Here is a 23,139-nt window from a genome sequence, read left to right as displayed (position 1 = left end):
TGATAAGATATCGGGCATGGGCTTGTTGTGGCTTTTGAGTTGTCGTTTGGGAAGACAATAACTCTACTACATCAGCCCTCTCTCTTCATCCTCTTATTTTGGCGAAGGTATTGCTAACATAGATTCAGTTTGGGGAATCCACCGAGGTATGACCAACGATAGAAATTTAACTTTCAACTTTATGAAATACTGTCAGTAGATTTAGCAGAGCTTATGAGTGAGGCTCTCCTAGTAATACAATTGAGCATTTCAATTCTTTCAAAATTTGGGTTGTTACTTGACTCACACCTAAACCGCCGGCGGTGCGATAGCGCACAGAACGCAACACTGCTAAATCAAAGGCTTGAGCTTCTCGAATAATTACTCTAGCGACATCATCGCCTTTAACTGTTTGGATGTTAGTTTTCACCTGTAACTGACCTTTTGCCGTAATTTCCGATAATTGTGATGTAAATTTTTCTACTACAGATGGGGGCGTTTTGCGATCGCTCACATGCAACAATACCACCTCTGCCTGATTCACATCAGCTACAATTTGTGCGAACCTAACAGCACCAATAGTTTGTCGCGTCAAATCACCAACGGGTACCAGAATTCTTTGGATACTGGTTGGACTACTCAATAAACGTGTCACCGCCACGGGACAATGTGAAGACCAAAACACACTATCAATCACACTCCCAAACAAACGAGCGCGAAACCCTGTTGTTTGTGACCAACCCATCACCACTAAATTCGCATTGCGTTCTCGACTCGCACGACTAATTCCCAAAGCTGCATCATCATCAATACGAATTGCTGGTGATACTTCCACATCAAATTCTTGACTGATTTCTTGCGCCATCTTCAATCTTTTTTGACTTTGGTCTAGCGCCGTCACCAATTGCGGATCATCCATTTGAATCAAAGCTTTAGTAATCGCTAATGGGACAATTCTCCCACCTTCATGACGCGCCAATAATGCCGCCATTTCTATTAAATAACGCTGGGTTTGAGGATTGTAAATCGGCACTACTACAGTAAATTGATGTGGTTTTTCTTCTACCTCAGTTTCAGGACTTTCCCACCAAGTTGCCAGACTATCTGTTTCTAAATCTGCATCACTAACTTGTAAAGCTGTGGCAAACCTAGAAGTAATTACTGGCCCTAAAATAGCAGTCACCAGCATCAAAACAATCACACTATTTAAAACACCTTCACTGATTAACCTTTCCCCAGCAGAGTTAACAGTTTGATAAGCCACTAATGCCGCCGCTAATGTAGCTGCTACCTGCGGTAGAGATAACGACCACATTGTGAGCATTTCTGCCGTATTGTAGCGATAAAATAATTTTGCTAAAAATGCCGCAATAAATTTACTGCTAATTAAAGCTATGACGATGACCACAGTCAACCAAACCGAACTTAGAGTCTTGAGAAATGCTGGGATATCAATCAGCAACCCCATATCGACAAAGAAACATGGGATAAATAAAACACTCCCAATAAACTCAATTTTCTCTTTAACTGGGCTACGTCCTAAAACATCATTAACAGCTAAACCTGCTAAAAATGCCCCAACAATTTTCTCAACTCCAATCACTTGCGCTCCCACAGAAGCCAAGAATAATGCTAGTAAAATAAATAAAAACTGATTACTTTGTTCATCTCCCGAACGCCGAAAAAATTCCTTACCAGCCCAGTCAAAACCAAACAAAACCACAACCGCATAAATAGCTAATCCACCCAAAAGTGTGGCTAAACTCAAGGCTGTAAATTCTCCACCATGAATCCCCACACAAATGGCTAATACCAACAAAGCACCTGTATCAGTAAAAATTGTTGCGCCAATTGTTACAGTCACCGCTTCATTTGTGACCACACCCAACCGACTAACAATTGGATAAGCCAATAAAGTATGGGATGCCAGCAAAGAACCAATCAGAAAAGCAGAATTCCAACCAAAATTAAATAACCGCCCAACTAAAACACCAGCTATTAACGGCACTAAAAAAGTCAGAGTCCCAAATCCAATAGAACGATTTCTAGTTTTGCGAAACTGCTCTAAGTCAATTTCTAAACCTGCAACAAACATCAAATAAATCTTGCCAATATCCGATAGCAGTTTGATGGTGTCAGATTCGGAATTAAGTAACTTTAAACCATTTTCTCCTAAAATCACACCTGCTACTAGCAAACCCACCAATCCCGGCAATCGCAATTTTTCAAATATCGGTGGTACAGTAAAAATGACTGTGAGCAGAATAGTAAATGCAATAATTGGGCTGGCGACTAAAGATTGGATTGCCATTTGTAAATTAAATATTTTTGGGGAAGTTGTATCTGTTGAGAATTTTTAGCTCAGTAAAATTCAATTTTCTACATTCAGCCTTTCAAGTTTTATCTTGAAAAGAGACTTTTTCACATCTATACACAGATAGAGTGACATAATTTTCTTCCAAGTCATAAAATGCTTTTGAGGTAAGAATTCAGGAATCAAAATCTATAGGTGTAGGTTGGGTGGAGGAACGGAACCCAACAGAGTATGCGTGAATGTTGGGTTACGCTATTGCTACATCCAACCTTACTATTCTCTTAACTGAAGTACTTTTATAGCCTTTCTTAACCTAGCAAGATACAGACAAAAATAATTAACCGCAGATAAACGCAGATGGACGCAGATAGATTCGTCCTTCATTCAACTAGTAAACGCTATAAATTCTGAATTCTGGCTCCTGAGTGCTGAATTATTACTCTTTGAAAATATCTCAAAATGAAAAACAGAGGAAAAGATGAGTTATGTTACTCTTCCCCTGAAAATTTGCTTTGTTTTTAGACAAACTTGATATTTACTGCCAAATGTAAAGCAGAACAAACAAGACAATCCAAATCACATCCACAAAGTGCCAAAATAGTGAAGTAGCATTCACACCAAAGTGGCCAGATTCGTAATTACCTGGAATGAAAGAACGAATCAAAATCATTAATTGCAACAAAATACCTGTTAAAACGTGTAAACCGTGGAACCCAGTTAACAGGTAGAACATCCCGCCAAAAGTTCCAGAAGTGAAACCAAAAGCTAGGTGACTCCATTCAATAGCTTGTCCGGCTAAGAAGTAACTGCCCATTGCCATTGTTGCCAGCAGATACATCCGAAAACCTGATAAGTTTTGACGTTGTAGGGCGCGTTCTGCCAAATAAATTACAAAGCTACTCGCAACCAACACAACAGTATTAATTGCTGGTTCTCTAACTTCTAATCCTTCCACACCAGCCGGTAGCCAATTAGGAGTTGTCAACTTATAGACAATATAGCCGGCGAAAAAACTCAAGAAAATCACACTTTCCGACAGTAAGAAAACAATAAAACCAAACATTTTATTGCCTTCTTCGTCATGTCCATGCTCACCGCTATGATGAGAGTGATTCTGCAACTCTTCAGAAACAATATAGCTGTCCATTGGTAAAATTTTTATTCGTGTAATATTGCTTAGAAAATGCTCCGCGTAACTTTGCGCTTACCTCAGCGCCCTTCTGCGTTTAAAAAACTCAACTTCTAGTAGTGGGGACACACCAGACAGATGTCTGGCAAGTTTTACTTAACTATGTCCCCAAATTTTCTTTGTCATTGATGGTGACTATGAGTTTCTGCTACCAAAGGTTCTGATTTGCCGTAACCGTAAGGTTCAGAGATAACTACAGGAATTTCTTCAAAGTTCTCAACAGGTGGTGGTGAAGAAACTAACCACTCTAAACCAATTGCCCGCCAAGGGTTATCAGGTGCTTTTTCGCCTTGCATCCAAGAAATCACCATGTTGAAGATGAATGGCAAGGTAGACATACCTAACAAAAATGCACCCAGACTGGCAACGATATTCCACTGTTCATACTCTGGCGCGTAGGAAGAAACCCGGCGTAACATCCCTTGCAGACCTAGTGGGTGCATAGGTAAGAAGTTGAGGTTAGTACCAATAAATGACAACCAGAAATGTAATTTACCCCAGCCTTCGTAGTACATCCGCCCGGTCATTTTGGGGAACCAGTGATAAATAGCAGCATACAAGCCCATTGTCACTGTGCCGAAAAGGACGTAGTGGAAGTGTCCCACGACAAAATAGGTATTGTTAACGTGAACATCCACAGGTACAGAAGACAACATAATCCCTGTGATGCCAGCAAAGACAAACATGATTAATCCACCCAAGGCAAATAACATGGGTGTATTGAGGCGCAACTTACCACCCCAAATTGTTGCTACCCAAGCAAATACCTTAATACCAGTAGGTACAGACACAAACATGGTGGTTAACATGAAAATCAACCGCATCCAAGCAGGAGTACCACTGACATACATGTGGTGTACCCAAACAATGGCGCTGACGACGGCAATTAACAGTGATGAAATCGCAACGACTTTGTAACCGAATAAAGGTTTGCGAGAGTAGACAGGGAAGATTTCGGAGAAGATACCGAAAACTGGCAAGATAATCACATACACAGCCGGGTGAGAATAGAACCAGAAGTAATGCTGGAACATGACTGGGTTGCCGCCGTTGCTGGGGTTGAAAAAGCCAGTACCAACGGTGAGGTCAAGTAACAACATGACTGCGCCTGCTGTCAGGGCTGGTAAACCAAACAATTGGATGATTTGGGCGCTGAGGACTGCCCAGACAAACAAAGGCATCCGAAAGAAGGTCATACCGGGCGCACGCATCTTGACGATGGTGGTCACAAAGTTGACAGCACCCATAATTGAGGAGACACCAGAGATGGCGACTGCCAACAGCCACAAAACTTGACCGTTAATCAAGTGGCCTGTGGGATTTTGCAAACTGACGGGAGGATAAGCCCACCAACCTGCTTGGGCAGGGCCACCAGGGACAAAAAAGCTGGACATCAACAAAATCCCGACTACGGGAACCATCCAAAAGGCGACGGCGTTGAGGCGGGGAAAGGCCATGTCTCGCGCCCCAATCATTAAGGGGACGAGGTAGTTAGCAAAACCTACTAGTGAGGGAAATGTCCACAAGAACAGCATGACTGTGCCGTGCATGGTGAACATACCGTTATATACGGTGCGGTCAATTAAGTCGGCTTCGGGGGTGATTAATTCTCCCCGGAGAATCATGGCGAAGATACCGCCGATGAGAAAGAAGAAAAAGGAAGTAACAAGGTATTGAATACCGATTACTTTGTGGTCGGTGCTAAAGCTGAAATATTGTTTCCAGCCTCCTGGGGTTTCGTGGTGTGGTTTCCCAACCGGTAGGTTGAGACCATCAATAGGGATGTTAGTCATTGTTCTTTTGAAGAAACAGGGGTGTGAAGGATTTGAGGGTGCAGGGAATTAGTTTGCTGTCAACCGGAATAATTAACCAAAGGAGGTGCGGCGGGTACGACGGTATCCCAACCATTTTTCACGGGTTCATTGGCTGTTTGGGCGTATTCAGAAGCCGCTTGGTTATTGGCGGGGGAGAGTTTGTGTGTGGCGATTTTAGCCAACCATTTGTGATAGTCTTCGTCAGATTCCACAACTACGTTTGCCTGCATGGTGGCAAAGTAAGTGCCGCTATATTGGGAGTCGGTGAGGTGATATTGACCCTGGCGAATGGGGGTAAATTCAAAGTCGATGGTATGGTTGGGAATGATGTCTTGTTTGAGGCGGAATGCTGGGATATAAAAGCCATGCAGTACGTCTTCTGATTGCAGTGCTAAACGCACGCGGCGATCGCTTGGTAAATGCAATTCGGTACTGGTAACATCTTTTTCAGGGTAATGAAATACCCACGCCCATTGTTTGGCGATGACATCAATTTTTTCTACAGGTTCACTGATTACACCTTCTTGGGGTGCAGCATAAGCTGATTCCATCCCCACGGGGTTATGCAAATGCACTAGTTGGGTGGGGCCTTGAATACCCATTTGTTCGTAAACTTGGGAGCTATAGCCAGCAATCCACAGTACTAACATAATGGGGATGGCTGTCCAGACAACTTCCAAAGTGACGTTACCTTCAATGTGGGGGCCATCGCTGAGGTCGCCTTTTTCAGCACGATGGAAAATCACAGAATACATCAAAGTGCTGGTGACACCCAGAAAAATAAATGCACCTAATGTCACCAAAAAACTAATCAAATCGTCAATCAGATGAGATTCGGCCGCCGCTTGGGGAGGTAGCCAGGAATAGGCTTGTTTACCTATCCAGATACTGGTGATGCTAATTGCGATCGCACCAGTAATTAATGTTAATACACTTAAAATCTTTGAGAGTTTCATGGGTTTTGGTCATGAGTCATGAGTCATTAGTCATTGGTCACTTGTACTGAGCGAAGCCGAAGTATTGGTCATTAGTCATTAACAAATGACAAAGAACAAAGGACGAATGACAAAAGTTATTTGAGCATTGTGTTCAGGTCTTCGCCTAATTTCAGTAGTCTATCTGCGGTGTTGTGAACGCCAAATTCAGCAGCTAACTGCGCTCCTAATGTGCCGTGCAGGAACATCAAAAACATAATTGCGACTCCCGCAAATAAATAGCTCCACTGCACTTCTACGTCGTAATCCTTACTCCAAGAAAAGCGTTGCCATCCTCTCCACATGGTCATCCCAACAAATAAAGCGAGGAGGACAACACCACCAATACCGTGCCACAGCATGGTTTCCATTGCTGGCATTCCCCATGCACTCTTGATATCTGTTGGCGGAGAGGCTAAGAACATTTCGTAAAAGCCAGCAGCTACAGTAAAAAAGGTGATGGCAGTTGCCGCAACCATGTTGTACCAACCCACATCAAAGAAGTTGGCTCGTTCAACAGTAATCGCTAAAAATTTGAACACCCATTTTTGCATGGGGAACAAAACACCGACGATATCAAAGGTAATACCAATGATGAATAGACCAATGGTCAGATGCACCAAATTTGGGTGAATAGGCAGAGTGTAAGGTAGTCCGTTAGCGCCTATTTCTACATTTAATTGATTAATTAGTTCTGAATTCATGGCAGCATCCCATCCTTAACAGCTTCAACAACCGGTACTGTGTGCAATCCATATACCCAAACCAATTCATCACCTAAATAAACTTGCAAGCCGACAATTGCCACTAAGACAAATCCCACGGCTAAATAATGAACTGGTAATTTTTGCGGGTTACGCGAACGAAGTACATAGCGCCAGGCGGTAATTGTGGCGATGAGGCCAGACAGTGACCAACCAATCAGGGTATGAATATTTAAAACTGATTTAGCTACGTCGTAAGGCTGGGCTAAACCAGCTTCAAATTGTCCAAAAATAATCGCTACGAAAATGGCGATCGTAGCAACAAACATATTCCACCAACTCACCTCAAATAAGCGAGCCTTGCCAGTAAAATAACCTACTAAGTCACAGAAAAATGCAAACAATACCATTGCAATTACAAAGTGAACAACAATGGGATGTAGCGTATCTGGATAGGGTAGATTATGGTCGTTCAACGATGTAAAAAAATCAAGCATAGTTTCCTGCACCTTAGCCAAAGTTTCATGTTTAACAGACAAGCATGACCATCACTACAAACATTCCTACCTGAATGGATGATTTTCAAAACTGCGTAGCGCCATCCAGTAAATCAGGCATTAGCTTTGTTTAAGCTCAATTTGTTGAAGTTACTATTTATCGTCAATGATTCAGTTCAATTCATTTGTTCATGCTGATACTTTATAACAACGATTTTGAATTTACCTCACAAAATCGGAGTTATTTGGTTGATAGTTGGCCATCTATCTATTAGCTTAAGGATTTTTTTAGTAATTGTCAAAAAAATAATAGAAAGCTATAAAAATCCCGGCTTTAACAGAAAAACTATTATGATGATGTAGCGTATCTACCTTTTGTTTTTAGATATTACATATAGAAAAATCTTTGTATATATGATTCTGCACAATTATCAAATATTTGTTTGTAATCCAATTAACATAAGATTTTTTCTCATAAGTTATCAATAAGCAGAAAAATAATAAATAATATATTAAAATAAAAAACTCATCGCAATATCTATTATGATTCTTGATTTTTATTCGCATTAAAAGCAAAGCTTATATATCTAAAATTCTGGCAAAAAAACTGAGTGGAAATTTTAGCAAGTTAATCTTGACTCGCTCAGTATATGTAGGGTGTGTTAGGCTTAAGCCGTAACGCACCTAAAAATTTGTGCTAGATGCGTTACGCTGTCGCTAACACATCCTACTGGCGTGGCAAGGCTAAAGTAGTGCATTAGATTTGGATAAAAACGCAGATAAACGCTGATGAACACAGATAAAATCTATTTTTTAATGCAACATTTAAGGCTTGCCACGCCACTACTTATATTTCCCAAATCAAAATATTAGTTCCATATCTAAATTCTGGCAAAAACCTGAGTGGAAATTTTAGCACGTTAATTTTTACCCCTCAGTATGACAAGTATTACCGAAAAAGTTCTGAGTGCTGAGTAAAAAGTAACCGGACTGATGCAAGTGTCAAAATTAAGCATTTTGCAGTTAGATATAAGCTTCATTACTACGTTCAAATACTTTTGTTGCGTCACACACTCTACAGAAAAAATATGACTGTTGCGTAAGTCATAAAGTAAAATTAATGGCACTTAGCGCACAAGTCAAAAGCCCTGAAAATTAATTAGCTCGGTGTTAAAAATTATCGTTATTGAGTAGTTTTGTGCGTCGGTTATCCAGTAGTATGTATCGTTGGTAGTAGTTATCTCTGGCGAGATTTACTCTATTGTGTAATTACTCAGTTCAACTTGCAAATAAGGTAGAAAATCAAGTACGGTTTTTTCACCCTAATGTAGTATGTGAATCTCCATACCAAGATAGAAATAAAATTGATACTTTTATTTTAAGTAATTACTAAGGGATGAAACAAATCGTTTACCGTGGTTCATCTTCTGCTAAAAGATTCTTAACGTTTCCAGAACGGCAAGTTTAAACCAAAAAATAGTCTAATTCGATACAATTAAAAGGCTGGGAGAGCCAAGGAGAATTAAGTGGTACTGCTAAAGGGCTTTGAGATTGAGATGTACACTGGCACACCTCAAGGTGAAATTGTTGGTCTCTCCGATAAGATTGTTGCGGACTTAAATGGGTTTATGCGAGAACCAGACAGTCGCAACGTGGAATACATAACAAAGCCATCCACAAGTTACGAAAATCTGTTGTGTGCTTTACTAAGTCCGCGTCGAGAATTACGCAAATACCTCCAGCGTTTGGGTAACTACACTTTGATACCTGGAAGTACTTTGTCTTTAAGTGGGGGCGATCGCTTCTTTCGTTCTGACCCCAGCAATCCCTATCATGATTATATTGAGCAGACCTACGGCACAAATGTCGTCACTGCCAGCGTACACATTAATGTAGGTATTAGCGACCCAGAAACATTAATGCGGGCTTGTCGATTTATTCGCTTAGAAGCACCCTTATTTCTGGCCCTGAGTGCTTCATCACCCTTTTTCAATGGTCAAACCACTGGCTATCACTCGACTCGTTGGGGTTTATTTCCCCAAACTCCCGCCTACGTACCATTATTTACCAGCCATGCCCATCATATTCAATGGGTAGAAGAGCAGTTATTAGCTGGAACAATGCAAAATGTCCGGCATTTATGGGTATCGGTTAGACCAAATGGCGATCGCCGCCCTTATGATCTCAATCGTCTCGAATTGCGAATTTGTGATTTAGTCACAGACCCCATTGCTTTACTCGCAATTACCGCATTGTTAGAAGCACGTTTATTGCAGATAATTAATAACCCAGATTTAGATCCTTTAACTAACAGTAAATTATCACCAGAAGAATTAATTGCACTGACCACTAACAATGAAATAGCAGCCGCTAGTGCCAGTTTGGATGCTCAACTACAACATTGGCAAGATGGCAGAATTATTTTAGCCAGAGATTGGATTGCGGAACTATATCAAGAAGTTTGGGCGATCGCTAAACAACAAGGCTTTAGCTGTTTCTTGTCACCATTGCATAAAATTCTCCGTGAAGGCAATGAAGCCCAGCAATGGCTACAACTTCATAGCGTCGGTTTTGACTGTCAGCGCGTTATTTCTCAGGCAATTGTGGCGACAAAAGAACGAGAAATGGAACTAGAACATAAATTGTGTTCTTCCTTACTGGCATAAAGATAACTTCAGGTGATTCAATCCCATTAGTCATTTGTAAATACCAAGGACAAATGACTAATGACAAATACCCAGCCAGGAAAATCCCACTAGCCCAAAACCATCGTTAATGGTTTCATACATCCGATAGATTTTCCAAAAAATAGCCAAAGAATGAGTTTGGGTCTGGTTTCTAGTTTTTTAAGGACAAAATAGTTGTATTGGCCAGTTAGTCAGATACATTTTCCAAAAATTCTGAGAAAATGTAGCAATTTTTTTGTTTTAAAAAACTAATCGATGTAAACTACAAAATGGTTATTAAGAAAACCTATAGATAACCTCTACCTTTTGGTAGATTTTTTATTGTCAATATAACTTTTTATACAAAAGCGCAGTTCCATAGCAGATGCCCCAAGTTGTTTTAGTCAATCCGCAAATTCCCCCTAATACAGGCAATATAGCGCGTACTTGTGCAGCAACAGGTACAGAATTACATTTAGTGGGGCCTTTGGGCTTTGAAATTAGCGATCGCTACCTCAAACGAGCCGGTTTAGATTATTGGCCTTATGTCAAACTCCACTATCATGAATCCCTGGCAGTTTTTCAAGACTTTCATCAACAGCGCGGCGGTAGATGTCTGGGTTTTTCTGTGAGGGGAAGTAGTAATTACACTCAATTTCAGTTTGATGCAAATGATTGGTTACTGTTTGGTAGTGAAACCACTGGTTTGTCACCAGAAGCATTATCAATTTGTGATAAAACCCTTTATATTCCAATGTTTGAGCCAGGGGTTCGGAGCCTGAATCTGTCAGTCAGCGTTGCCATCGGCCTGTTTGAAGCCAGGCGACAACTCGGTTATCTAATGTAGTGTTTGAACAGATTTCCTATAAGTACAAATACTCATGCAACCCTAGAAATCAAATTGCAACGGCATTTCTAGCAGATAATAATTCTGTCACCAACGAAAAATAATTGCACTTTTTATACTTTGAATTTTAAAAAAGCAGTGAAACAACTTAAAAAACGGGTTCACCAGACAAGTTTTATATAAGAAATTTCTATATTAATTTTGAAAATATACCAAATTTGAATGATAGATTTTGATGAATTAGATTTATTTGATTTCCAAAAATAAAGGGCTGCAAATCCATACGGATAAGGCATTTGTACTATTTTGTCTGAATAGGTATATTTCAGGAGGACAAAAGTACTGGAGAGTTTGTACGGTTGTCTTTTAGGGAAGAATCAACGTAAAGTCTCCTGTTGGGAAGACGGATTGGTAAAAAAAACCTTGAAGATATTTACAGCAGGAGGCATCGCTTTAAAAAAAAAATAGCAACTAAAATTGCTGACAATATAAAGCAGATTCGGCTAATATCAACTTTCCAATCCCAGCGAATAATGTAAAGAGCGAAAGTTCTAGGGTGTGAGGAGTGGAGCGGACAAGTAAGCACAGCAACTTTATGTTCTGCTAACAGGTGTAAACTTGTCTAAATCAGAGAAGCAGGTTAATCTTGCCTAAGTATCTCTGGTGAATGTGATCCAGGTCTATCGTCAGATGTGATCTAAATCATTGACTAGTATTCCGACTGCAAAATCGAGGTCAGTTAAGCGCTAGTGATCATAGGAGGTCGTCTTTGAAACGAGCATTGAAAAAAAGAGTAAAAGCTGTGCTGAAAAATACCCCCAGCAATGATGGTGTCCCTAGTGAGCAGTTAAGTGTGGTAAATTCCAAGGCTAATCGTCGAGTTAGCACACAAGCAGCCATGATTGGCTTGGCTATTTCAGTTGGAGCGACCAGCCTTTTCGTGACTCGACAAAGCGATCAAGCTCAAGCAGCAGCACCTGTAGGCAGCCAAAAAGTAGCCTCAAACTTGCCTGTTGCTCCTGACACTGAAATGAAGTTTGTTCCCGCGACGCTGGAGAGCCAACTAGTCTCCGCAGCAACCATGCCAGAAAATCCTGTCATTGTGGAACCAACAGCAATTTCTCAGTTGCCTGGGCTTGAAGCTAAATTGCAAGTGGCAGCAAATGGAATGCCGGTGGAAGTTCCAACACCAGAGAATGTTGCCCAAACAGCAGCCGAGAAAAATGCCAAAGATGGCGAAGCACAGGAAAATCTAACAGCTAACGACGCATCTGAGATCAAAGCTGCTAACGATGAAGTCAAAGCTAAATTAAAAGCACAGCAAGAATTTGCCTTATATAACTTACAAGCAAAATCGAACCGTTTAAGAGCAAGTCTGGCGGAGTTACGGTCTGGGGAGTCAAAAAATTTAGCCAAAACTCCTGCATTGAAGCAAGAGGTAGTTGTAGCAGAGAAATTACCACCTCAAAGCATCAGTCAAGAAGTTGGGCAACAGTTACCTGGATTGGTTGATGAAGACAAAACCAAGTTCTTTCCTGAAGTTAAGCAACCAAAACTCCCAAGTGAATCGGTACAGCCACTAGCAACAACATCTGTACCTGCTACACCACAAATTACCGCACCAACGGATACTGGTACTGCTTACGAAGTTAAGCCAGGAGATACTCTAGCTGCGATCGCTAACCGATACAACACCACGGTTGCAGAACTAGCCAAACTCAACAATATCAGCAATCCCAATCAGCTCAAAATCAATCAAAAAATCATACTGCCATCGGCAAATGCTAACCGTAATGGTGCAATTTCCATACCTGTGGCCGTTAATCAGCCTAATGTACAGTTGACCAACAATGTCAAAATTGCTGGTGTACCTGTTAACACTGCCAGCAGTAACCCCAACGTACCTTTAGCACCAGTTTCACCAGTTTTTGTCAACAACAACACTGTCAAACCAACCACAGCAACAAATAACCAAACACAGACAAATACTGTTAACGGTGTAGGTGGTGATACTCCCGTACCCAAAGTCTTTACTGAATTACAGTCAGGTAGCCAAACTCAAAGAGTAGCAAGAGGCAGAAACAACGAGCGTCTTCAGAGTTTGCAGGCTGAAATTCAAAGACTACAGCAAAAATACCGCAATCAAGAGTCTGGTAATACTGGTAATGTAGTTGCCCAAGCGATTACTGATACAGACAAAAACAGCATTTCGATTCCAGTTCCTGTAGCTGTTCCTAACAACTTAGCAGTTACTAAGCCAGTCTCTGGAAATAAGACCTTTGCTGTACCCATCCCTGTTCCAACACCAATTTTACCTAGCTACAACGCTCAACCAGTTAAGCCCGAATTTAGTGCTATTCGCAGCACTACTGACGAGCCAATTAACCCAGAGTTCTTACCTAATCGCGCTAGGGTAACAGTACCACCCATTGGAATCAATGCGGCTGATTCTCCTAGAAGAATGCGGGGAACTAAAGTATCGCCACAATTGCCACCTTTGGCAGCAGTAGATCAATACTTGCCCAAACCAATTGATGAGACCATTCCTCCGCCTTCTACCTCCTCTGTAGCTTATATTTGGCCAGCCAAAGGTGTATTTACCTCTGGCTACGGTTGGCGCTGGGGAAGAATGCACAAAGGTATTGACGTTGCTAACGCAACTGGTACACCAGTTTATGCCTCGGCTGATGGTGTGATTGAAAAAGCTGGCTGGAATAGAGGTGGTTACGGTAATCTCGTGGATATTCGTCACCCTGATGGCAGTATGACCCGCTATGGTCATAACAGCAAGATTCTGGTGCGTGCCGGTCAGCAAGTGCGTCAAGGCGAAACTATTGCTTTAATGGGTAGCACTGGTTTCAGTACTGGGCCACACACTCACTTTGAAATTCATCCATCAGGTAAGGGCGCAGTTAACCCAATTGCCTTCCTACCACAACAAAACCGCATTTAGTTCTTGTCTGCATCCAACCCAGTTATTTTCTTGTCAGAAGAGGGAGTTTTTATCCCTCTTTTGCTTGGATGGGTGAACTGCTAAAGTAGCTTGTGGATGGAAATTAATTGCCTAACAGACTAGCCATCAACAACTGTGTATGCTATATTAAGAATTAATGTGGAACTGTTTGGCTCAGTAGCTCAGTTGGTTAGAGCACGGGACTCATAAGCCTGGGGTCGTTGGTTCAAATCCGACCTGAGCCATTTAAAAAGTAGATATCTAACTCAGAATCTCTGGTTTACAGAGTTGAGTGATTAACTTGCTCATAGTGAACGCGATCGCCCACCAGATAATTTAAACTCAAGGTGAGACCGAATTATTTACAGCTTCTGTTATGTCTTCTAGTTTAGATTCTTTACCACCTGCTTTGGCTAAAATCGTCCAACGCTTTCAACGTGCATCTGATCCGAAGCGGCGTTATGAACAACTGATCTGGTATGCCCAAAAACTTCCAGAGTTTCCCGAAGCTGATAAAGTACCAGAAAATAAAGTTCCTGGTTGTGTGTCTCAGGTGTATGTTACCGCCGCCTTAAATGATGGAAAAGTGGTATTTCAAGGAGAATCTGATTCTCAGTTAACTAAGGGGCTAGTGGCGCTGTTAATTGAAGGATTAAACGGGCTAAGTCCTACAGAAATTGTCCAATTAACACCAGATTTTATTCAAGAAACTGGTTTAAATGTGAGTTTGACACCTTCCCGCGCTAACGGTTTTTACAACATATTTAAAACCATGCAAAAGAAGGCATTGGAATGTAAGTTAGAGCAATAAGAAAAAGTACTGAGTGCTGATACTAAGTTGTAGTCAAAGATAGTAATTGGGGGTGGGAGTAGGGAGTAGCGAATAGGGAGTAGAAATAATATTGATGAAAGAAACTTAGTGGTCTGTCGCATTAATTTTAAAGTTTGTAGTTGGTCTTTAGCCCTTAATTTAAGAGATAAATCGCAACTACAAACCCCCATTATATTTAAGGGGACAGACCACTGGTTTTGAAGTAAGGGTTATATGTATTCAAAGCCCTTACACCCTTAAACCCTGACACCCATCTCAACTGTCTTGTTAACTAAGCTGTTTTGAAAAAGCGGATAATTTCGCGGACGTGATCGAGAAATTGTCCATCAGTGGAAAGTTGCGCGATCGCATTTCTGGCTTCTCTGGCTAAACGTTCATGTTCTGTTTGATTTGTGGCGCGTAATTCTTCTAAATTCGCTAAAATTCGGGACAGTTCTTTGCGAGTTTCGTCAGCAAAACGCTGTTGGGTAGCTGGTAAAGAATATGATTCTTCTGGGTTGAGTTGTTCTTGTATATATTGGACTTTTTGTTCTAATTCCGAGAAACGATTACGCAGTTCATAAATATCTTCGCGGGGATATTTCCATTCTTGGCTAATCATAGTTAGCCTTGCATATAAATATTCGTAAGCGCGAATAGCGGGACGCAAAATTGTTAATAATAAAGCTGCACCAGAACTGATATAACCTACCGCACTAATTCCCGTGGCGGCGAGGATGTAAAGTCCAATGGCAGAAAATATATGTAAAGCAATAGCCAGCCACAGCGATCGCTTGGCTAATAATTGCACATATTTGATTTGTTTTTCATCTACAGGAATGCCTTTTTCAGAAGATTGTGCGGCTTCTGCTAAAACTTCTTTAGCTTGAAAATGGACATTCCAAGGGACAGTTACAATTACTAACAACCACCAAAAACTTGCACCGCCAATTATCCAATCAAGAAAGTTACCAGCAGGGATATGAAACCATTGCAACACGCCAAATGCTAACAGTAATGTAGTGAAAATTCCTAAGATAGAACTGATAAAAAGATTAATATACATCTTGCCCTGTCTCCACTGAAACTATCATCTTCATCATGGCGGTGGCTAGACGGTTAGACAAAATGATTGTGCTGGTTTAACTATTTGCACATTTTGTATCTATAAGTATTAGTACTAGAAAAAATTTCTTACTCCCGTCAAACCATCGTAGGAATTATGCACAAAGATTGTCTGGGGAGACTGGGTTTCGGGTTTTAGGGTATGGGGTGTAAGGGTTTTGCAGACATACACCCCTACACGCTGAAACCCTTGATTTTCGTCTTACTGCATCAGCCACATATCACTGTTATGGCTGAATATTAACCAGAATCTATGTGATAGTTTGACTAACTGCACATCTACTTATCCCGCATTTCTCACAAGCTTCAGGCGTTTGATGGGGCAGAGGGGCAGAGGTGCGGAAGGGCAGGGGAGAGAGTACCTTCATTCTCCCCTGCTCCCCTGCTCCCCTGCTCCCCTGCACAGGCTTTGAAAGGTGTGGTGAGAAATCCGGGTTATCTCCCTTGTCTCCCTTATCTTCCTTGTCTCCCTTGTCCCTGCTGTTCATAATATTACCCACCAACATGAATCCCCGGTCGCCTGTGGGAATTTTTTTCAGCGCGACGTAGAACTTCACGGGTAACTACAGCAATGTCACCTTCACCAAACAAGATAAACCTTAGTAAGTACTGGATGGGATTTCCTTCTACCCAACCAAAGTAGGCGTGAGGTATTTTACCAGTTTGGTCACGAATATAAAGCAACAAAGCAGCGATCGCATTTGGAACTGCGGCACTTTCCGCCCGTAAAATTCGATAATCCCCAACTTTTACGCCTTTGACTCTAATCACATCAGTAAAATCTGACGCATCAGATACCAAAATCTCTAAAAACAGCACCGGATCTGTAGGCGGAATGTGGTTGTCTTCCCGTACCTCTTTTTCTTTTAATAAATATTCTTGTTCATTGCCTACATTTAAGCGATTAGCAATGATTCTAATTGCACCTTGACTTTCTTCGGCAATAAATTCACGGGCATTTTCATCAACTTCTATTTGTTCTACTCGCAGTTCCGTTGAGCGCCAAACACGGGAAACCAGGGAAGTTACAATGATTGTACCAATGAAGAACGCCGCAATTTTAATCCCTTCTGGTCGCTCAATGATATTGACAATTGTTGTATAGATAAAGACCAGGGTAATCAAAGCAAAAACAATTCGCCCCTGTCTGGAATTGTGCCGGTGGGCTGATAAAGTCACAGCAAAGGCAGCAGAGCTAATTAATACCAACACACCTGTAGCATAAGCACCACCCTGCGCTTCGACATTAGCTTGGAAAATAATTGTAACTACAAAGGCAATGCTTGTATATACTAATACAAGTGGGCGATTCAATAACGCCCAACTCGGTGCCATTCCATAGCGTGGTAAGTAACGTGGCACAATATTTAGTAGTCCTGCCATTGCTGATGCCCCAGCAAACCACAGAATAGAAATAGTGCTTAAATCGTAAATTGTACCAAAGCCATTGCCTAAATAAAGATGTGCCAGATAAGCCAGGGCGCGTCCATTGGCTTTTCCGCCTGTGGCAAATTCTGCGGCTGGAATTAAAACTGTAGTGACAAGACTGCTGGTGAGCAAAAAGAAGCTCATAATTACCGCCGCAGCCGTTAGTAGCTTGCGGGTATTGCGGATTCTGCCTCTGGGCATTTCTGGGGTATCGTTACTACCACCTTGAACTAAGGGCATCACGGTAACACCAGTTTCAAATCCAGATAAACCCAAAGCCAAGCGAGGAAATAACAAGACAGCCAAGCCGATGAGGACAAAGAAATTGTTATTTCGCGCGAAAAGTGCCGTTTGCCAATTGGCGATCGCTTCTGGGTGAATTACTATCTGATATAAACCAATGCCAATTACAATCAAATTCAACAGCAGATAAACTGCCACTAAAAATACTGCAATCCCAATTGCTTCTTTAAAACCTCTCAAGAAAACTGCACCCAGTAAAGCAACTAATATGAGTGTAATGGCAATACCTTGACTGTGCAGCAAATGTGGTGTTAGGGGATTTTCGATGATATGGGCTGTGGCATCAGCCGCCGACAGAGTAATAGTAATAATAAAGTCGGTTGCCACAAAGCCAAGTAGACACAATACCAGTAATTTGCCTTGCCACCAAGATAATAAATGCTCCAACATCGCAATCGAACCTTCACCATGTGGGCTTTTAGCAGCAATGCGGCGGTAAATTGGCAATGCACCAAAAAGTGTCAATAAAACCAAAATGAAGGTAGCAATAGGAGAAAGCGCACCAGCCGCTAAGGCAGCAATTCCCGGTTGATAACCAAGGGTAGAAAAATAGTCTACACCAGTCAAGCACATAACCTGCCACCAAGGATGCTGTCGGTGTGCTTCTTCTTTATGGTAAGGCCCTTCCTTCTCTCGGCGGTTTTCTGCCAGTAGCCAACGCATAAACCGTCTATTGAGCCGTTTTGTTGAAAACATTGATTTAACCATCAAATTGAATTTTGTTACAAAAGTCGCGGGTTTGAGTTCCTGAAGTTTAGAAGTTTTATTCAAAATTTTGAACTACAAATACACTCAAGGACTAAAGAACAACAAGTTTTTACATTAGGAATTTCCAGAAATAAGTTAGCCAGATTAACTCAGATGCACAATCAAGAATAAGTAATCGTGGCTAATATTTTTACACAGTAATAAAACTCTAAATTCTTGAATTTGTCATCTAATCCAGCAACTCAACACTATATATAGAGTTAATGATTTTATTTTAATTTAAGTATTACCACTTATAGATTTTCTTTGTATGCGCTTATAATGGAGCCGATTTTAGAGACAATTAATACTACAAGCGTATTACTAACTAAAATCAGGAAAAACATTTTGCGCCTATGAATATTTAGGTATGGATATAAGGAGTATTCTATGCTGCGATCGCTCAAACAAACGCTGGCGTTAGTAGTTTTGTTAGCATTTTCGTGTCTTTTATGGTCTTCTCCGGCTCTAGCTGTAAGTTCCTCAGCAGGTCAATTCACCACTGCTGTTGATGCTTGTGAAGCCGTAAGCTCGATTAAAAAAGGCACAAACCCTGGTGATGTCAGATTACAGCCGGGACAAACTTATCAAATCGTTGATCAAAATAAGGATAACCCGACTCACTACCTGCTGGAAATTGCTGGTGCCAGCCCTTCTCAGCGTTGGGTTGCTATTAGTTGCGTTAGTTCTAATGGTGTATCTACTGATACCACAGGAAACATCCCTCCTGTAATTCCTGTAGCTGTGGGTAATGACTATTTACTAGCAGTAAGTTGGCAACCTGCTTTTTGTGAAAGCAAACCCGACAAAGCTGAGTGTAAAAATTTAGCACAACACCCAGACCGTCCCGAAGCTACTCACTTCGTTTTACATGGTTTGTGGCCTCAGCCAGCATCTAATATTTACTGTGGAGTCAGTCAAAGTGATATCAATTTTGATAAAACTAGTGATTGGTCAAAGTTGCCAGCTGTAGAGAAAGAACTTTCACCAGAAACTTGGACAAAGCTACAAGCAGTAATGCCAGGAACCGCTTCTAACTTGCAAAGACATGAATGGATTAAGCATGGTACTTGCTATCAAGGCACAGCAGAGGAATATTTCACTGAAGCCATTGCTTTGCTTGATGTCTTAAACAAATCACCAATTCAAGCATTAGTAGCGAGTAATATTGGTCGCCAACTTACTCTCAAGGAAATCGATCAAGCCTTGTCATCTCTTGTTGCTGATGCTGGAGATAAGACAGAGGTTAAATGCACCAATGCTGTATTAGGTGAACTGTGGCTTAACCTCAGAGGTGATATTACACCTAACACTTTAATTAGTGACTTGCTAATCAATAGCCCAAAAGCCAAGCAAGAAAAGTTTCAGGCTTGCTTAATTGATGATGCACGTAGTTAATTAAAGTCGTTGGGTTAAGTATAAAATAATGAGGCGATCGCAGCCAAATTTAGTAGGTGCGATCGCCTTATTATTTTAGTCTTGATTCAACTGACTATTACAGCGCCGTGATGTAACTCCATTGGGTAATGTTGTTTTGCATAAAATCACTGAATTACTGTTTTGTAAATCCTGATTAATTGCTGCTTTGGCAAGATTAGCATTACTAAGATTACTACTTCTGAGACTAGCCATTTTCAAATTTGAGGCTTCAAGATTAGCTCCTTGCAAATTAGCTCCACCTAAAGAGGCTATGCTGAGGTTTGCCCCTGTTAAATCGGCTCCTTGTAAATTTGCATTGCGTAAATCTGCCCACTCTAGATTGGCATAGCGTAGATTAGCATGACTGAGGTTTGTTCTTTGCAAATCTGCCGAACGCAAATCAACTTTTTCTAAATTAGCACCTGATAAATTTAACCCTGATAAGTCACAGCTAAGACATTTTCTGGTTGCTTGTAGCTTTTTCACTGGATTTTGCCAAATTAAATTATTATCTTGGCTCACTAATGAAGTGATTGTTAAATAACTGATAATCCAGATAAATCTCAACATAATAATCATATTTTCCAACCCAATAAAAGAACTTATAAAAATAGCTACAATAATTTATTTAGATTGGTAATCTAAGCAGTTAAAAGCTTTCTTTGTTAAAACCAGCGAAGGATTAACCACACATTTAATGTAAGGGTTTGCATCAAAGAAACGACAATGGTAACAAGGACATTTCGGAATTTGATTTACTCTGATTTTTTTAATTCTCTTTTGGACAATTAAACAAAGCTCTAAAACGATAAATACCAAAAATGCCAAAGCTGCAACTAAAAAAGCAGATGCTAAACACACTATTAAAAAAGACATGCTTTTATCTACACATTGTTATTTTTTTAGCTTCACATTACATTATTCAAAAATAGAGATTTAATTAAAATCACGAGAGTAATTACTAATGTAATGTGGTCGAGCTTCTAGCAAGCAGTTGCTGAGAGAATAGTAAACAGAATGGATTTTTTTGAGAGTAACTTTGAGTGCGGGAACCATCATTGGATTAAGTGCGATCGCTAGAATATAATCTCCAGCATAAATCTCTGGATTAGATTGTAGAGGAATGATTTGACCTGCCCTTAAAATACCGAGAAAAGTACATTGATCAGGTAAAGTAACCTTAGCTAAATGAATCCCACAGTAAATACTATTTGATTGAATGTAAACACCAAATAAACTAGGTTCGATAAAACTTTGATTTTCAAGCATAAAGTATTTTTAATTCTAGATATTATTCTGCATTTTTTTAAATCAAAAATCTAGATATAAGGATATATATTCCTGAAAATTAAACGTTATGAATAAAATAAACAGATGTTTAGTTATAACTAAACATCTGTTTATTTTATAATGACCTTGATGTAAGTATTTAAAATACAAAAGTCAGAAGCGATCGCAGTTGATGAATCATGGTTATAGACAATGAAAAGTTCTGTCTATTACAACCTTGATTCACCTCATTCTGGATTCTGACTTCTGACTGATAAATTCTTATGCAAATATGCAATCTTTAGCAATAAAATATTTAGGTAATTCCTACTAACATCAACCTAAATATTTAGGGTAAATCTGCACCAACACCCAATTCTTGCTTGCTGTATTGTAATTGTTGCCAAAGCTTAGTAATCTGTTCGTATGCTTCTTCTAAAGATAGCTTTCCACCTGTTTCTAATCCAGCTATGTAACCCACTTTTTGAGCAAATTCTTGTAGATTGCTATGAAAAACCAAATTTTCTGGTTTGACTTTTCCGTAGTAGCGAGTGCAAGGATAAAGAAAATTATTTTTCTCTGGCTGATGATATTCTGGCATATATTTAGACTAAAACTTCACCAAATCTCGAACCATTTCTGGATTTCAGTTTATTGTTTTTTACCCGAACTTGCGGTAGGTTCTTTTTATCTTTATACAAGTAACAGATTTCCACTAAAGTAGGCCAAATTTCTAAAGAAGCATGAAACTGACTAATTACATCATCCACAATACGGGAGACATTTTGTTGAAAGAAATCCGGCTCAAACCCATAAAATACTCTTGATAAGTTATTAGCAAATAATTGTAGAGACTGTTTTCTTTCTTCATTTTGAGTAGATTGCGATTCTTTGATCACTTGATGATAAATAGCAGAAATTTTTTCCAGAATTTCCTCAGAATCTAGTAAAGTCACTTCACCAGAATAGTCAAATTTGATACTCAAATCATCAAGATGATATAAGCTATCTTTAATTTTCTTTTTGAGTAGACTGCATATTTCTTCATTGAATATTTCACTAGCGAGTGGATTTCGCATGTAATTATTCCGAATATGGTTCTGAACAGCATCAACGTGAGCCGCGACAATACCTTCTTGCTGTATCCACAACCGATATATGTAATCTTCAAACCTTAATCGGGTTGGGAAAAATGGCGGTAAACCTAGCTGATTATCATATCCAGCTACGCCACAATCCATCCGCCAGTTTTTATTAGTAATCACAGGTCTAAAATTAGTCAAAATATAAAAATCATTCAGGTCATTGGGACTAATTTGATTTTCGTCATTGAGATACAGATGAACAAAATCAAGTGTATCAATATCATTAGTGCCAGTACGGAATGTCTGGGCAATTTTAACAACAGCATTATTAAAAACTGTTCCCTTTTGGACTAAAAGAGAGTTTTCAGTAAAGTAACCTTTTGTGGTGTTGGTTTCTAAATCCATTGCTGTATCAATCAAATATTCTCCCATCTCAAAGTTTTCGGGGACATGACTGACTTTTTTCCCTAGAACATCACCAAAAGCTGTGAGGATATCAAAAGATTTATGAATATAGCCATCTTTCTGTTCAGCTTTGATGAGTTTACCTCGACATATTTCATCATTTGATAAAGACTCTGGGCTAGTTTCAATCAGTGCATCTGGGCGCATATCATCATCGGCACTAACCATTAAATGTCCCAGGGTATACATGAGTGTAAAGTTACGATTTCCACCATAACTAGGCCGAAATAAATTTTTGACAAGCGATTCTAGTTTTTTATCGTGTAGTCTCTCGTTTAAAAAATTAATAAACTTTTCTTTTTCGTGGGGGCCGACATAAAAAACATCATTGACGGTTTTTGTTTGTTCAAGAAGGGGATAATATTTTTCGTAATTGGCAATACTGGAATCATCAAAAACGATCATTTTGACTGCGTGACCATTAGCCCAGAAATTTTCATCATATTTTTCAATAGTTTCGGCTACATCTCTGAGGCGGTGAGTAGGAATAACGAAGATAGTTTCTTTCTGTTTCATAAATATCTTTGCTTGACTAAATAGAGGTGCGATC

Annotated in this window: 17 protein-coding genes and 1 tRNA gene; 6 read left to right on the top strand and 12 right to left on the bottom strand. The window is 40.1% G+C overall.

Features of this window, described 5'->3' with window-relative positions; genetic code table 11:
• Nucleotides 1-211: 211 nt before the first annotated feature.
• From H6G77_RS13430 to H6G77_RS13405, 6 genes are all read right to left on the bottom strand, one after another.
• Nucleotides 212-2,290 carry a cation:proton antiporter gene (locus tag H6G77_RS13430; RefSeq protein WP_190589649.1) on the bottom strand — a complete coding sequence of 693 codons (2,079 nt, stop codon included), beginning with the start codon at nt 2,288-2,290 and terminating at the stop codon, nt 212-214.
• 538 nt (nt 2,291-2,828) lie between these two features.
• Nucleotides 2,829-3,455, bottom strand: coding sequence for a heme-copper oxidase subunit III (locus tag H6G77_RS13425; RefSeq protein ID WP_313954500.1), 627 nt, complete (start codon nt 3,453-3,455; stop codon nt 2,829-2,831).
• Nucleotides 3,456-3,604: 149 nt separating this feature from the next.
• Complete coding sequence (gene ctaD / locus H6G77_RS13420) at nt 3,605-5,275, bottom strand: cytochrome c oxidase subunit I (protein WP_190871812.1); 1,671 nt, start codon at nt 5,273-5,275, stop codon at nt 3,605-3,607.
• A 59-nt stretch (nt 5,276-5,334) separates the two neighbouring features.
• Nucleotides 5,335-6,252: a cytochrome c oxidase subunit II gene (locus H6G77_RS13415; RefSeq protein WP_190589653.1), complete on the bottom strand. Its 918-nt coding sequence runs from the start codon at nt 6,250-6,252 to the stop codon at nt 5,335-5,337.
• Between the two features lie 116 nt (nt 6,253-6,368).
• On the bottom strand, nt 6,369-6,974 hold the full coding sequence (locus H6G77_RS13410) for a DUF2231 domain-containing protein (RefSeq protein WP_190589654.1): 606 nt from the start codon (nt 6,972-6,974) through the stop codon (nt 6,369-6,371).
• The gene (locus tag H6G77_RS13405; RefSeq protein WP_190589655.1) at nt 6,971-7,471 is read right to left on the bottom strand and encodes a DUF2231 domain-containing protein; all 501 of its coding nucleotides are present in this window, start codon (nt 7,469-7,471) and stop codon (nt 6,971-6,973) included. Before H6G77_RS13405 ends, H6G77_RS13410 begins: the two co-directional genes overlap by 4 nt.
• A gap of 1,526 nt (nt 7,472-8,997) precedes the next feature.
• Here H6G77_RS13405 and gshA point away from each other — a divergent pair.
• The 5 genes from gshA to H6G77_RS13380 all read left to right on the top strand — a co-directional run bounded on the left by gshA (nt 8,998) and on the right by H6G77_RS13380 (nt 14,748).
• On the top strand, nt 8,998-10,137 hold the full coding sequence (gene gshA, locus H6G77_RS13400) for a glutamate--cysteine ligase (RefSeq protein ID WP_190669396.1): 1,140 nt from the start codon (nt 8,998-9,000) through the stop codon (nt 10,135-10,137).
• A 385-nt stretch (nt 10,138-10,522) separates the two neighbouring features.
• Nucleotides 10,523-10,984, top strand: a complete 462-nt coding sequence (locus H6G77_RS13395; RefSeq protein ID WP_190669393.1) for a tRNA (cytidine(34)-2'-O)-methyltransferase — start codon at nt 10,523-10,525, stop codon at nt 10,982-10,984.
• A gap of 802 nt (nt 10,985-11,786) precedes the next feature.
• Nucleotides 11,787-13,937, top strand: a complete 2,151-nt coding sequence (locus tag H6G77_RS13390; protein WP_313954497.1) for a peptidoglycan DD-metalloendopeptidase family protein — start codon at nt 11,787-11,789, stop codon at nt 13,935-13,937.
• Between the two features lie 171 nt (nt 13,938-14,108).
• Nucleotides 14,109-14,182, top strand: a tRNA-Met gene (locus H6G77_RS13385).
• A gap of 131 nt (nt 14,183-14,313) precedes the next feature.
• Entirely contained in the window at nt 14,314-14,748 is a 435-nt protein-coding gene (locus H6G77_RS13380; protein WP_190589659.1) for a SufE family protein, read from the top strand.
• 292 nt (nt 14,749-15,040) lie between these two features.
• Here H6G77_RS13380 and H6G77_RS13375 read toward each other — a convergent pair whose 3' ends face one another.
• Nucleotides 15,041-15,814, bottom strand: coding sequence for a hypothetical protein (locus tag H6G77_RS13375; protein WP_190589660.1), 774 nt, complete (start codon nt 15,812-15,814; stop codon nt 15,041-15,043).
• Nucleotides 15,815-16,365: 551 nt separating this feature from the next.
• Complete coding sequence (locus H6G77_RS13370; protein ID WP_190669389.1) at nt 16,366-18,312, bottom strand: APC family permease; 1,947 nt, start codon at nt 18,310-18,312, stop codon at nt 16,366-16,368.
• 429 nt (nt 18,313-18,741) lie between these two features.
• Between H6G77_RS13370 and H6G77_RS13365 the strand changes: the two genes are divergently transcribed.
• The gene (locus tag H6G77_RS13365) at nt 18,742-19,749 is read left to right on the top strand and encodes a ribonuclease T2 family protein (RefSeq protein ID WP_190871810.1); all 1,008 of its coding nucleotides are present in this window, start codon (nt 18,742-18,744) and stop codon (nt 19,747-19,749) included.
• Nucleotides 19,750-19,824: 75 nt separating this feature from the next.
• Here the strand turns inward: H6G77_RS13365 and H6G77_RS13360 are convergent, their stop codons facing one another.
• From H6G77_RS13360 to H6G77_RS13345, 4 genes are all read right to left on the bottom strand, one after another.
• On the bottom strand, nt 19,825-20,340 hold the full coding sequence (locus H6G77_RS13360) for a pentapeptide repeat-containing protein (RefSeq protein WP_190871809.1): 516 nt from the start codon (nt 20,338-20,340) through the stop codon (nt 19,825-19,827).
• 366 nt (nt 20,341-20,706) lie between these two features.
• Nucleotides 20,707-21,039 (bottom strand): TrkA C-terminal domain-containing protein, encoded by a 333-nt coding sequence (locus H6G77_RS13355; RefSeq protein WP_190589664.1) that lies wholly within the window; start codon nt 21,037-21,039, stop codon nt 20,707-20,709.
• A gap of 349 nt (nt 21,040-21,388) precedes the next feature.
• Nucleotides 21,389-21,640, bottom strand: a complete 252-nt coding sequence (locus tag H6G77_RS13350) for a hypothetical protein (protein WP_190589665.1) — start codon at nt 21,638-21,640, stop codon at nt 21,389-21,391.
• Nucleotides 21,641-21,644: 4 nt separating this feature from the next.
• Nucleotides 21,645-23,105, bottom strand: a complete 1,461-nt coding sequence (locus tag H6G77_RS13345; RefSeq protein WP_190589666.1) for a hypothetical protein — start codon at nt 23,103-23,105, stop codon at nt 21,645-21,647.
• Nucleotides 23,106-23,139 lie beyond the last annotated feature (34 nt).

Origin of the sequence: Aulosira sp. FACHB-615, from assembly GCF_014698045.1 — a bacterium.
Classification (GTDB): domain Bacteria; phylum Cyanobacteriota; class Cyanobacteriia; order Cyanobacteriales; family Nostocaceae; genus Nostoc_B.
Note: the sequence above shows the minus strand (reverse complement) of the source record. Positions and strands in the feature narration are given on the sequence as shown.

Bases quoted from the DNA above. Each gene is read 5' to 3' on its own strand.
- H6G77_RS13430 (WP_190589649.1), bottom strand. From the start codon at position 2,290: ATGGCAATCCAATCTTTAGTCGCCAGCCCAATTATTGCATTTACTATT.
- ctaD (WP_190871812.1), bottom strand. From the start codon at position 5,275: ATGACTAACATCCCTATTGATGGTCTCAACCTACCGGTTGGGAAACCA.
- H6G77_RS13415 (WP_190589653.1), bottom strand. From the start codon at position 6,252: ATGAAACTCTCAAAGATTTTAAGTGTATTAACATTAATTACTGGTGCG.
- H6G77_RS13410 (WP_190589654.1), bottom strand. From the start codon at position 6,974: ATGAATTCAGAACTAATTAATCAATTAAATGTAGAAATAGGCGCTAAC.
- H6G77_RS13405 (WP_190589655.1), bottom strand. From the start codon at position 7,471: ATGCTTGATTTTTTTACATCGTTGAACGACCATAATCTACCCTATCCA.
- H6G77_RS13395 (WP_190669393.1), top strand. From the start codon at position 10,523: ATGCCCCAAGTTGTTTTAGTCAATCCGCAAATTCCCCCTAATACAGGC.
- H6G77_RS13380 (WP_190589659.1), top strand. From the start codon at position 14,314: ATGTCTTCTAGTTTAGATTCTTTACCACCTGCTTTGGCTAAAATCGTC.
- H6G77_RS13375 (WP_190589660.1), bottom strand. From the start codon at position 15,814: ATGTATATTAATCTTTTTATCAGTTCTATCTTAGGAATTTTCACTACA.
- H6G77_RS13370 (WP_190669389.1), bottom strand. From the start codon at position 18,312: ATGGTTAAATCAATGTTTTCAACAAAACGGCTCAATAGACGGTTTATG.
- H6G77_RS13365 (WP_190871810.1), top strand. From the start codon at position 18,742: ATGCTGCGATCGCTCAAACAAACGCTGGCGTTAGTAGTTTTGTTAGCA.
- H6G77_RS13360 (WP_190871809.1), bottom strand. From the start codon at position 20,340: ATGTTGAGATTTATCTGGATTATCAGTTATTTAACAATCACTTCATTA.
- H6G77_RS13355 (WP_190589664.1), bottom strand. From the start codon at position 21,039: ATGCTTGAAAATCAAAGTTTTATCGAACCTAGTTTATTTGGTGTTTAC.
- H6G77_RS13350 (WP_190589665.1), bottom strand. From the start codon at position 21,640: ATGCCAGAATATCATCAGCCAGAGAAAAATAATTTTCTTTATCCTTGC.
- H6G77_RS13345 (WP_190589666.1), bottom strand. From the start codon at position 23,105: ATGAAACAGAAAGAAACTATCTTCGTTATTCCTACTCACCGCCTCAGA.